Origin of the sequence: Paenibacillus sp. p3-SID867, assembly GCF_025142895.1 — a bacterium.
Classification (GTDB): domain Bacteria; phylum Bacillota; class Bacilli; order Paenibacillales; family Paenibacillaceae; genus Paenibacillus_AQ.
The window spans coordinates 1-12,593 of record NZ_JAMBDM010000044.1; the positions used below are offsets into that span (position 1 = coordinate 1).

General features: G+C 41.6%; 10 protein-coding genes and 1 pseudogene. 9 read left to right on the top strand and 2 right to left on the bottom strand.

What is annotated here, in order from left to right; translation table 11 throughout:
* Window positions 1-256 precede the first annotated feature (256 nt).
* Entirely contained in the window at window positions 257-673 is a 417-nt protein-coding gene (locus tag M4D81_RS34320; protein ID WP_260069645.1) for a DUF3888 domain-containing protein, read from the bottom strand.
* Window positions 674-1,056: 383 nt separating this feature from the next.
* Between M4D81_RS34320 and M4D81_RS34325 the strand changes: the two genes are divergently transcribed.
* Both M4D81_RS34325 and M4D81_RS34935 read left to right on the top strand, forming a co-directional pair.
* Window positions 1,057-1,215, top strand: a complete 159-nt coding sequence (locus M4D81_RS34325) for a hypothetical protein (RefSeq protein ID WP_260069646.1) — start codon at window positions 1,057-1,059, stop codon at window positions 1,213-1,215.
* Complete coding sequence (locus M4D81_RS34935) at window positions 1,188-1,535, top strand: helix-turn-helix transcriptional regulator (protein WP_397376890.1); 348 nt, start codon at window positions 1,188-1,190, stop codon at window positions 1,533-1,535. The genes M4D81_RS34325 and M4D81_RS34935 overlap by 28 nt, the downstream gene beginning before the upstream one ends.
* Here M4D81_RS34935 and M4D81_RS34330 read toward each other — a convergent pair.
* Window positions 1,448-1,867 (bottom strand): hypothetical protein, encoded by a 420-nt coding sequence (locus M4D81_RS34330; protein ID WP_260069647.1) that lies wholly within the window; start codon window positions 1,865-1,867, stop codon window positions 1,448-1,450. The two genes, M4D81_RS34935 and M4D81_RS34330, sit on opposite strands and share 88 nt — an antisense overlap.
* On the opposite strand from M4D81_RS34330, the gene M4D81_RS34940 reads away from it, so the two are divergent.
* From M4D81_RS34940 to M4D81_RS34360, 7 genes and pseudogenes are all read left to right on the top strand, one after another.
* Entirely contained in the window at window positions 1,775-1,966 is a 192-nt protein-coding gene (locus M4D81_RS34940) for a hypothetical protein (RefSeq protein ID WP_397376892.1), read from the top strand. The genes M4D81_RS34330 and M4D81_RS34940 overlap by 93 nt on opposite strands.
* Before the next feature lie 924 nt (window positions 1,967-2,890).
* Window positions 2,891-3,967 (top strand): LacI family DNA-binding transcriptional regulator, encoded by a 1,077-nt coding sequence (locus tag M4D81_RS34335; RefSeq protein ID WP_311200741.1) that lies wholly within the window; start codon window positions 2,891-2,893, stop codon window positions 3,965-3,967.
* A gap of 294 nt (window positions 3,968-4,261) precedes the next feature.
* A pseudogene (locus tag M4D81_RS34340) lies at window positions 4,262-5,882 on the top strand (alpha-glucosidase).
* A 45-nt stretch (window positions 5,883-5,927) separates the two neighbouring features.
* Window positions 5,928-7,568 (top strand): type 2 periplasmic-binding domain-containing protein, encoded by a 1,641-nt coding sequence (locus M4D81_RS34345; RefSeq protein ID WP_260069648.1) that lies wholly within the window; start codon window positions 5,928-5,930, stop codon window positions 7,566-7,568.
* A 73-nt stretch (window positions 7,569-7,641) separates the two neighbouring features.
* Complete coding sequence (locus M4D81_RS34350) at window positions 7,642-8,541, top strand: ABC transporter permease (RefSeq protein WP_260069649.1); 900 nt, start codon at window positions 7,642-7,644, stop codon at window positions 8,539-8,541.
* Window positions 8,542-8,555: 14 nt separating this feature from the next.
* A complete protein-coding gene (locus M4D81_RS34355; protein ID WP_260069650.1) occupies window positions 8,556-9,434 on the top strand; it encodes a carbohydrate ABC transporter permease in 879 nt (292 codons plus the stop codon).
* A gap of 312 nt (window positions 9,435-9,746) precedes the next feature.
* Window positions 9,747-12,041, top strand: coding sequence for a glycoside hydrolase family 66 protein (locus tag M4D81_RS34360; RefSeq protein WP_260069651.1), 2,295 nt, complete (start codon window positions 9,747-9,749; stop codon window positions 12,039-12,041).
* Window positions 12,042-12,593: the final 552 nt, after the last annotated feature.

Genomic DNA, 12,593 nt, shown 5'->3' on the forward strand with positions numbered 1-12,593 from the left:
GCTAGTCATCATCCTGCTACAAAACGCTGTGAAGATAAAATAATTGAATTTGAATGTCGGAGGACAGAAACATTGTCCCATTGAAAATCGCTATTTTAGCGGCTTTTTTGTTATATCGGTACAAGTTCTTCTCCCGAGCCAAGGACAAGAACATGGTCCGATTTTTACCGATTAGATAAGTATCTAATTATGTTTCCATGCAATTTCATTAAGCTAACGGGCAGAATAATATAATACGCTAAATATAATTTTGTAATTATTCTGGAGGATGTTTATATGTAGCTAGGTGAGTATGATTAATCAATTTAACCCTAGGTCCAGAAGAAATTTCATAGGTCATTCGGTCCTTCCCTATTGGGATCCAGTGTCCACCATCGGTAGGTTCGATTTCAAATGTAATTTCCAATATAAAGCCACGGAAATGATTTACTCTTCTTGTTTCAATCACTTCAATTTTCCATGGAGCGATAACAGGTGAGAAATCACTAAAAATCTTCGGATAATAATAGTTATGCAAATCTTTCTCAATAAAAGGAGAAAGCAAGTTCATAAGCATATCCTGTAACCTAAGCTCTTCAGAGTCATGAGTTGGTTTGTCTGAAGAAAAGGTTGTTGTTTGAAAACTATTAATACAAACAAGGGATAGCATAAAAGTGATTAGGATCCTTTTCATTTTTCAATACACCTCTTAACGACTTCATCAAATAAATTAATTATATTGTTACCTTTTCTGAATAAAGTATGTGTTTATTGAATTAACGGAGACTTTAGTTTAACAACATGGTCCCATTGAAAGTCGCTAATTTAGCGGCTTTTTTGTATTATCGATACAAGTTCTTGTCCCGAGTCGAGGACAAGAACTTGTACCGATTGCCGAAATGGACAAGAACATGAGCCGATTACCGATTAGATATGTATCTAACTGGATTTCCATGCAATTTCATTAAGATAACGGGCAGGATTACGTACTAACCGTGTTTCTCCGCCGATATGTGAAAAAACATCGGAAACCAATTGTTCTCCATGCTACAATGAACGCCATGGAGGTGCACGTCCATGGACTATAAGCAAAGAATTCAATCCGTACTTAATTATATCGAATCGCATGTGCAGGAAGACATTCCGTGTGAGTCGCTTGTAGCGTTAGCCGGCTTCTCTACTTTGAGGCGTACACCGGCTTCACCGTCATGTCATATGTACGCGGTCGCAAATTAGATCTTGCTGCCGAACGATTAAGGAATAGCAATGATAAAATAACGGAGATCGCATATGACTACGGCTTCGAATCCCATGATGTATTCGGAAGAGCTTTCAAACGCGTGTATGGAATAACACCAGAAAATTATTGGAGGGGACGGTTTCTTTTGCCTACATTCCACTCTGTTAATCTCGCACTGCAGCAAAAGGAGGCTGAAACGTGGATTGGGATAGTCGGTATCCTTTCATTTTATAGTGGTAGTGAAATGTTGCGCTCGTTCATAAAAGGGATTAGTTTACGAAATGCTATTGTGCTTGCAGCCTGTCCATCCCGTTGATATGCATTATAATCGTTCTCGAAGGTCTCCTGCATTTCCTCCGATAAGTGGCGGATGTATCGATGCGCGCATTCACGTATTTGTTCAGGTGAACCGAAATCGACCACCAGGTCTAGAACGTCAAGCACATAGAATTCCATTGGATTCGCCTGCGGCAAAAACCATCCAGTCTGGATGACCTCCTCAAGGGTCTCCTCAAGATTAGTCTCGTACTTGTCCATCAATGGAGCGACCTTATTTTGAATCAACGTGATTATTTCTGCCAGTTCCCGCTCTCGGGTGGCTTCCTTGGCCAAATTCCATACCTTGCCTTTGCCCCGGAAGCTGCTCAAGCTGATCTCCCTGTATACTTTTCCGCTGTGCGTATTTATGATTCGGGAATTGGTATTAAACTCCAAGTAACTGCCGGCCACATTGGAAGAGTGACTTGAAAAACGTACCTCAGCTGTAAAGGAACCGATTAGTTTGATCATACTTCTTCTGGATTTATTGTATTTGAAACCGCATGGAGCGCAGGCCGCGGCAATCCTGGAACAACATTCTCGAACGAAAAATATCCTTACTAGTTGGATAATCTGTCATATCGCTTCATCTCCATATTTCTTATTTTGTTTAATATAAAAAGGTCTAACCACACAGCAATTTCCATTTGTCTTCAAGCCTTTAGTTCCAGTATATATCCTAATATAATCTTACAGGTATAACAAAAAACGCCTGAGGCCTTTCGTTATGATATAGTAACTGGAAAGTTGAATTAGGAGGGATAACGTTGAGTTATACTTATTTAAAAAATTTCACATAGTCAAAAATGATGATGCTGTTTCTGCGATTTTTGATTGTTGTACCGAAAACGAGGATATTTTGTTTGCATTTATTGAGAGTAATCTAAGCCATGAATCAGAAGAAGATAAAGAGTAATCTAGCTTGTCTCACTGTTTTATTTATCGCTCTTGGACACATATAATTGATTGAAAAGCACTAATATAGAATCGATTCCCGATGGATTATCGGGAGTACCTAAAGAAGTAGAGTGGAATACGTATAATAATGTACAGATCGGGATTGATGTCGAGGGACAAGAACATGGTCCCATAGAAATTCGCTAAAATTGCGGCTTTATTTTTTTATCGGCACAAGTTCTTGTCCCGAGTCAAGAACAAGAACTTGTACCGACTGCTGTAATAGACAAGAACATAGTCCGATTACCGATGAGAACGTAATGTCTGAAGGATCTACAGCAAAAAGCCATTGATCCGCCCAAAAGCATCGCCTTATGGATTAAATGATTTCTTCTAAAATAGAACGGTGGTTATCCCGATGATTTTCAAGTTTCTGTATAACAGAATAAAAATTTATTGACAAACGAAAGCATGGTTTCTTATACTTCAGTTAAACGTTTACGTATTTTCAGAAATGGGGGTGAGACTATTACTCCAACGATTAAAGATGTAGCAAAAGCGGCAAACGTATCAGTAGCAACTGTATCGAGAGTACTCCATAATTTAAATGGTTATTCTGATAAAACAAAGGTTAAAGTCCTTGAAGCTGTCGAAGAACTTGGATATCACCCTAACGCTATAGCGCGGGGACTCATCAATAAGAGGACACAAACCCTTGGAGTTTTGTTCCCCAATGTGTCCAGTGGGTTTACGTCCCAGCTCCTTTATGGCATTGAGGAGGCTGCCAATGAAAAGGGTTACAGTGTTATCGTATGCAATACTGCAGAAGATGGAAAAAGAACCATGAAATATTTGCAGGTGCTTCGTGAAAAACAAGTGGATGGTGTTGTGTTCACGAGTGAGTTATTGAAAGATGAATACTACCATCAGTTGAAAAATATGAAGATGCCTGTGGTTTTGGTTAACACACATTCTGCAAAATACTCAATTCCTTATGTGAAGGTCGATGATAGGCAAGCATCATATCAAGCAACTGCCTACTTAATAGATAAAGGACACAAAGATATTGCTATGATCGCTGGAACTCCTTGGGACACAGTGGCAGGGATTCCTCGCGTTGAGGGATACCGACAAGCTCTTGCAGAGCATGGGATCCCTGTGGATGACGCTAAAATAGCTTACGGTAATTTTCATATGGAAAGTGGAAGAACAGCTATGGCGAAACTATTGAAGGAAGCGCCAGCTTTTACGGCCCTTTTCGCAGCAAGTGATGAAATGGCAATCGGAGCTTTGGGAATGGCCTTTGAAAAAGGCATCAAGGTTCCAGAGGAACTTTCCATCATTGGTTATGACGATTTAAATTTAGCAAAAATCATTTTCCCACCTTTGACAACGATTCATCAGCCATTGACTGAGATGGGACGTCTTGCTGTTGAAAAGCTAATATCACTTATTGAAGAGTCCGGAGAGGTGTCAAGCAGCATCGTTAGTCATTCTATTGTGGAAAGGCGAACCGTACAATCCAAAACATAGTCTTGAAAAATATCTAAATAAGTAAACGTTTACCATCCGTTATTATAGATCACCATACTATCAATAATAACGGAGGTAACTCGGATACGGAGGTGAGCAAGAAATTTTTTTTACAACATTGAGTAAACGTTTACGTATATTGAAGGCGATTTGTATTAGTTAAGGATGGAAAACGTTTTCGCCATCAATATAAAATGTTGAATACCAGGTGTTTAAAGCGGTTATTTGTGAAAGCTCATTAACTTAAACGTTTTAGTATTATCACAAAACAATAGACAGCAAGGAGTGGGAGTTTTGAAACAAAAGTGGTGGCAAACTGCGGTAATATATCAGATCTATCCTCGTAGTTTTCAGGATAGTAATGGCGATGGAATTGGAGATTTGAGAGGTATTATCAATCGATTGGATTATTTGGGGGAACTGGGTATCACGGCTATATGGCTTAGTCCTGTTTATCAGTCTCCTAATGATGATAACGGATATGATATCAGCGACTATCAAGCCATTATGCCGGAATTCGGAACAATGGAAGATATGGATGAGTTGATTGAGCAAGCGGGAAAGCTCGGCATTAAAATCATCATGGATTTGGTCGTCAATCACACCTCTGATGAACACAAATGGTTCGTTGAATCACGGAAGAGCAAGGATAATCCATACCGTGATTACTATATTTGGAGAGATCCAGTAAACAACGACGTACCAAACTCGCTTCGTTCAACTTTTAGCGGAAGTGCATGGGAGTATGATTCCGAGAGCGGTCAATATTATCTTCATCTCTTCAGTAAAAAACAGCCGGATCTTAATTGGGAGAACGAAAAGGTCAGACAAGAAGTATGGGATATGATGAATTTTTGGTTGGAAAAAGGTGTCGGTGGTTTTCGAATGGACGTTATAGATTTGGTAGGAAAAATCCCCGATCAAGAAATCACCGGCAATGGTCCTAAGTTGCACGATTATTTGCAGGAAATGAACCGAGAAACCTTTGGTAAATACGATGTCTTAACCGTTGGGGAAACATGGGGAGCTACACCTGAAATCGCCAAACTGTACTCAGACCCCAAGCGCAATGAGCTGTCCATGGTCTTCCAATTCGAACATTGGTCTAGATCAGCAAGATGGCAAAGAAAAGTGGGATCTTAAACCGCTGGATGTAAGGGAGTTAAAACGCGTTCTTAGCAAATGGCAGGTTGCCTTAGGGAATGAAGGCTGGAACAGCCTGTTTTGGAATAATCATGACTGTCCTCGGATTGTTTCCCGTTGGGGGGACGATTCCACGTATCGGGTCGAAAGCGCAAAGATGTTTGCCATCCTGCTTCACCTCATGAAGGGGACGCCTTACATATATCAAGGGGAAGAAATCGCAATGACTAACTATCCGGTGACGGATATTAGCGAGGTTCAGGATATTGAAAGCATTAACATGTATCATGAACGAATCGAAAACGGATACAAAAAAGAAGAAATTCTTGAGTCTATTAATGCTAAGGGGCGAGACAATTCAAGAACCCCAATGCAATGGGACGAATCTGAGCAGGCTGGTTTCACATCAGGCATACCGTGGTTACACGTAAATCCTAATCACCGGGAAGTAAATGTAAAAGCCAATCTGACGGATCCGAATTCGATCTTCTATTGCTATAAACAATTAATCCAGCTAAGGAAAGAGAATCCTATTCTCGTATGGGGAGACTATGAATTGGTCGATACGCCGGAGCATGTATTCATGTACCTAAGGCGTTATCAAAATGAGTCATGGGCTGTCGTAGCGAATATCAGTCAAGAAAAGATGATCTTGACGAAGCAGGAATTGGGTCAAAGCCGTGATGTTATCATTAGCAACTATGATCGAGCATCCGTTGATTTCACCAATCTCGCTTTGAATCCTTATGAGGCATTTGCAGTTAAATTGTGATGATAAAAACCTTATCATAAATAATTCTTGTTGGGGGTTAAAAAGATGAAAAAAATGTTGTTATCGGCAACAGCACTATTATTGTCTGTGAGCTTTTTTACGGGCTGTACGAGCAGTCCAAATTCAGAAGGAACCGAATCAACGGCGACAGCCGAAGAATTAACACCATTTGGGAAATATGCAGAAACCGTTACTTATACCGTCGGGAAAGCCACACCAGGCATTCCAAAGCTGCCTGAAGGCCAAAGCTACGAAGATAATGCCTACACGCAGTATTTGAAAGAAACGCTGAACATTCAAAATGAAAATAAATTCGAGGCCCAATCCGGAGACAACTACGATCAGAAAGTGGCAATGGCTGTGGCATCAGGCGATTTACCCGACATCATGGCAGTAGACGCGGAAACGTTACGCCAATTGGTGGATAATGAAATGATCGCTGACCTAACAGAAGTATACGAGTCGAGCACTTCAGATATCGTGAAAGAAAAATACGCTTCTTATGGGGGAAGAGCACTGGATGCAGCCACGTTTGATGGGATGCTTATGGCTATGCCATCGACTTCCAATGCCAATATCCCGACGATGTTATGGGTAAGAAAGGATTGGTTGGATAAGCTGGGCCTGTCCGAACCTAAGACGATTGAAGATATGGAGAAGATTCTGACCGAGTTTGTGCAAAAGGATCCTGGCGGTAACGGAAAAGGAAAAACCGTAGGATTAGCACTCTCAAGATCCATCGGTGGCCTATACGGCTCTCTATTCCAGGCCGATAATATTTTCGCTACCTATCAATCATTTCCTCGCCAATGGCTAGAGAAAGATGGAAAGGTTATATACGGATCTATTACGGAGGAAACCAAACAGAGCTTAGGATTGCTTGCCGACTGGTATAAAAAAGGTCTGATCGACCCGCAAATGGCGGTGCGCGATAGCATTGAATCTTTAATCATAAGCGGTGAGGCAGGTGCTTTCTTCGGTCCGTGGTGGTCGGCCGATTACCCGCTGAATGATGCAAAACGCCAAAATAATGATGCCGATTGGAGACCCTATATTATTTCTAAAGATGGCAGCGGAGAAGTAACCGCATACACTCAAAATCCAGCCGCTGAATTTTATGTAGTTAGAAAAGGATTTGAGCATCCGGAGCTGCTTCCGAAAATCGCCAGCGCATTGAATGACAAACTGGTGCATGAAGATCTGAACTATGAACCGGTTGTCGAATTTATTAAGGGTGGATTCGATGGCGGCAAACCGTTGGGAATTATGGTGAACTATAACGATGCAACTGCACAGATGTACAAGGATTTGAAGGCGGCTGTCGATGGGGAGAAAGAATATGAAACATTAACGCTCGATGACCGAACATCGTACGACAAAATCGTAGGTTACATGAAAGACCCCGCGAAAGCAGATGCCAATCAATGGAGCGGATACATGTCCAGAATGGTAGGAGCTAAATTAATGGCGGAAACCAAAGTGAATGACGTCCACCCTGTGTTCTTTGGTCAAACGAAGAGCATGAAGCTGAAATGGGCCAACCTGGTTAAATTGGAGGATGAGGCCTTCCTTAAGATCGTGATGGGAGAGGAACCATTGAGCTACTTCGATACGTTCGTCGACACTTGGAACAAAACTGGAGGAAGTGATATCACGAACGAAGTCGCAGAAGCCATTCAAGAATAAATAGGGTTGGAGTGGGGACAATTCGAGTTTTGTGCCCACTTCAAACTTTTTTGAAAGAAGGTTATGGAAAAGTATGAGAAAAGGGAAAAAAGCGGTGGGACAGCTTGGGTATCATTTTATGATGGCGCCTGGTTTAATCTTCTTGATCATCTTTAGCTTTGTCCCGATGTTTGGCATCTTGATGGCGTTTCAAGATTACATTCCGGCGAAAGGCATATTTAGGTCAGCTTGGGTGGGCATGGAGAATTTCAAATACATGTTCGAGATTCCTGATAGTATGAAGATCCTGAGAAACACGGTGGTGATCGCCCTTGGAAAAATCATCTTTGGAACCATTGTACCTATCGTGTTCGCCTTATTGTTAAACGAGATCCGGTTAAGATGGGCGAAAAAAACGATACAAACCATCGTGTATCTACCTAATTTTCTATCTTGGGCGGTTGTGGCTGCCGTCGTCATTAATGTTTTCGACTACAATGGACCCGTTAATCAAATCGTACAATTATTCGGGAAAGATCCTGTTCTTTTCCTAGCCAGCAACGATTGGTTTAGAGAGATTATCATTGGTACGGATGTGTGGAAAGGGTTCGGGTATGGGGCTATCGTTTATCTGGCCGCTCTAACGGGCATTGATCCTGGGCTTTACGAAGCTTCGTCAATTGATGGAGCCAGCCGATTTAAACAACTTCTCCACATCACACTTCCAGGAATCTTGCCTACGATCATGTTAATTTCAGCTTTAAACTTAGGAAATATCCTTAACGCCGGTTTCGATCAGATTTTTGCTCTGTATAATCCGATCGTCTATGAAACCGGGGATGTTATTGATACTTATGTCTATCGTGTTGGCTTACTTGGTCAACAATATAGTTTTGCGACTGCAGTAGGTTTGCTTAAATCAGTGGTGTCTTTTACCTTGCTTATAGCCGCAAATCAATTATCCATTAAACTTGTGAAAATGCGGATCTTTTAAGAAGGGAGAGCCCAATGAAATCAAAAACATTCGGAAGCCGTTTTGCGGATGCCTGTATATGGATCGTTTTATTAATATTGACTGCACTATGTTTTTTACCTCTGCTTAATATGGTGTCGATCTCCTTTAGTGATAAATCAGCTGCCCAAGCCAATCTGGTTGGCCTATTGCCTGTTAACTTTAATCTTAATGCCTATAAACTTTTGCTCGATGATACACAGTTTTGGCGCTCGTTTGTCATTTCTTTGGAGAGGGTTGTCATTGGAACTGGGTTGAATTTATTGTTATCCGTTTTAATGGCCTATCCATTGTCCAAAAATAAGCAGAATTTTCATGCCCGAAATATGTATATGAATATCATGATATTTGCCATGCTTTTTTCTGGTGGAATGATTCCAATCTTCATGGTTGTTAAGAGTTTAGGACTAATTGATTCGGTATGGTCGCTAATCTTGCCGGGGGCGGTACCCATCTTTAACGTAATCTTATTGATGAATTTTTTCAAAAGCATTCCGGACGCGCTTGAAGAAGCTGCTGTGATGGATGGTGCATCCAAGCTCAGAATCTTGTTTGGAATATTCATACCCATTTCATTGCCGGCATTGGCAACGATCGGTTTATTCTCGATGGTTGGTCATTGGAATGATTACTTTAGCGGTTTGTTGTATATGAATAGCTCATCTAACTATCCGCTTCAAACCTATATTCAGCAATTGACTGTAGATGTTACGAAGATTACGGATCCTTCGCAATTAAAATCGCTAGCGTCCGTTTCGAATAAAACGCTGAATGCAGCTAAAATTGTAGTTTCGATTATCCCTGTGTTGTTAGTCTATCCATTCTTGCAGAGGTATTTCGTTACTGGATTGGTCATCGGTTCAGTTAAAGAATAGGCAAATGACGATGGGTCGCAATGATTTATCGCATGAACGAATTATTAAATCCGAAGAGGGCAGGTTAATCAACCTCCTTCTTCTCATTCTGAAATTATGAATACGTTTGCATTTATTGAATTCCTGACTTCTACATACTGAGACAGGGTTGCCTATGAAGGGGGTGAGGCCTAGCGTAAGGCAAACTCATTGTAAAACAGTACAAAGCTGTGCTAACCAAGGATGTATTGCCGTTTTTGCTTGCAATGGGGAGTGAGGAACTAATTGGTTTGGAACTAGTGTCATAACTTTCATTAAGGAAGGATGGTTTATTTGAGGAGAAAACGATTTAAACGCCTTGTTATGTTACTGTTAATAGGCGTTATGCTGTTTAGCCAAAGTGGTTTTCATCGAGATGAGAGTGAAGCAGCAAGCGCTGGGGACCTGATTTATGATGTAACAACAGATAAGGCCATGCATGATCCGGGGGCGAAGGTGGAACTCCGCATTGATCTGAAAAACAGATTAGGACGGCATATTGTTGGCGGTTCCGTAGAGATTAAAGCGAAGCATTTACAGGAGCAGGTTGGTAATACAATAACGAAGACATTAAATCTGAACAACAATTCAGATCTGATGATGATTGCCGATTGGAATGCCCCGGAGTCCGATTTTACAGGATATCTGATTGAAGTGGACGTGAAAGACGCTGCAGGAGTGATTGTGGACTCGGACACGGTCGGTGTTGACGTATCTTCTACGTGGACGAAGTTCCCGCGTTACGGGTATGTCTGGGATTTCAGACAAAATACCAATACTATGGAGAGGATTGACAAGCTTAAGAACTACCATATTAATGTATTGCAATACTATGATTGGAAGTACCGACATCACAAGCCTGTTGCACCGAACCTGGCTCAGTGGAACGATTGGTCGGGTCGGATGATATACGGTGATACAGTTAAAAGTTACATCACGCAGGCAAGAGCAATGGGAATATCCAATATGGCTTACAATATGGTCTATGCCGCGACTTCCGGTTATGAGCAGGATGGAGTTGAGCAGGATTGGGCCCTGTATTATGCGGATGACAATCCGAGCGGGAAGGGGCATTTCAGTTTCAAAATGGCGGATTCCACGCCAACGGGCATCACACATCTCTATTTTTTTAACCCGAGAAACCCGGGGTGGCAGAACTATATATTTGGTGAAATGAATAAGGTGTTTCAGGCCTTTGATTTTGATGGTTGGCATGGCGATACCGTAGGTGAGTGGGGAAAAATGAAAACCTCAGATAACCAAACTTTGTATGTCAAAGACACATACACGGAATTTTTGAACAAAGCTAAACAAGCGATAGGCGACAAAAAACTTGTTTTTAACCCGGTTGGTGCCCAAGGAATTGAAAACGTTAACATATCCAACGTAGATGCACTTTACGCTGAGATCTGGCCATGGGACCGAGATAGTGACGGCTTGCTGTATGACACCTATTTTTCTCTAAAAAAAGAGATTGAACAGTCGCGTAGGGAGAGCGGAGGGAAATCACTCGTCGTCCCTGCTTATATGAGTTACGACTACGGTGAGCAAAACCCAGGAAGCCCGTTTAATACAGCAGCCGTCATGCTGACAGGTGCCACGGTTTATGCTGCGGGGGGTTCAAGGATGGAGCTTGGTGATAACGGCAATATGCTTAGCAACGAGTATTTCCCAGCCCAGAACCTGTACATGACTGAGGAATTGAAGCATCGCATAAGCAAGCTGTATGACTTCATTGTAGCTTATGAGAACCTGCTTCGCGATGGTCAGACTGAGACGATGAACCGTATCGAATTTCCGGCATATGCCAGCAGTCCATATGGAGATGCTAATAAAATATGGGCTTACAGCAAAAAAGATAGCCAATATGAAATCGTTCAAATGATCAATTTGCTCGGAGTAAGTCGAAATGATTGGAGAGCCAATGATGGACAAAAGGAATCACCGCGTCAAATCTCTAACTTCGAAATGAAGTATTATTACTCAAATGAAATAACCGGAGTATGGCTGGCCTCGCCGGATGTCCATGATGGACGATCGAAACCGTTGGCCTTTACCAAAGGGACGGACGGGAATGGAAACTATGTTAAAATTACGGTCCCTTCCTTGGAGTTTTGGAATCTGATTTATATGAGTACTGAAGATTCGGGAGGCGAGACTGACCCGCCAGTTAAGGAGTATTTGGTTAACGGCGATTTTGAAAATGGACAACAGGGGTGGACCTTTACAGGAACAGCTTCTCATGGCGTAGATTCTAATGATGCCTATGAAGGAAACAAGTATTGGATTTATGGCACTGAGCCGTATACTGCTAGCGTATCTCAAACGGTATCTGGTCTGGATCCGGGCACCTACACCGTTAGCGCCAAGGTAAAGCAAAATACGGGCAACCCTTCGAGCAGTCGCATGAAGTTAACTGGTTATGGGGGAGATCCCTTTTATGTATTAATTCCTCACGGAAATGCCTACACAACGATTTCTCATACAGTAAAAGTGACGAATGGCAGCCTGAAGATTGCTTTTTCCCAAACAGCGCCAGGTAATACAAATTTACAAATTGACAACGTCGAATTGGTGCCGATAGACTAATAGGACGATGAAGACTGCCGGTCGATATAACCGGCTTCTTCTTGTTGTAGAAGAAAATGACGATGAACGGTTATGATGACTTCACTAAATGAAAAAACACAAGAAGTTAAGATTTAATACAACTTTCCAAAGGGTTATAGGGTGAGGTGAATGTGTGAACGGTCAATAAAAATAATGCTTATAGGTAATGCTTTTATGCTTCTCGGTCTATGCCAACTAGGACAAGAACTTGTACCGATTGCCGTAAAAGACAAGAACATGGTTCGATTACCGATTAGATGAATATCTAAGTAGTCCCAATGCTACTTCATTAAGCTAACGGGCAGATAAACATTATAGGCAACGAGACAATGATATGAACAGGTAATTTAAAGTATCCCTTGAATATTAATATGTAAATATATATTGGTGAACGATTGTCTGGAGGTGCTTTTTTTGGTATTCAACCGGCAAACCCGCGTAGGTATGTTATGGGGGAATTACCCATGGACTACGGCTCCAAAGAAAATGGGGAAATTGTGGAGTATGGGCAGGGTAGCCCAAGATGTTCGT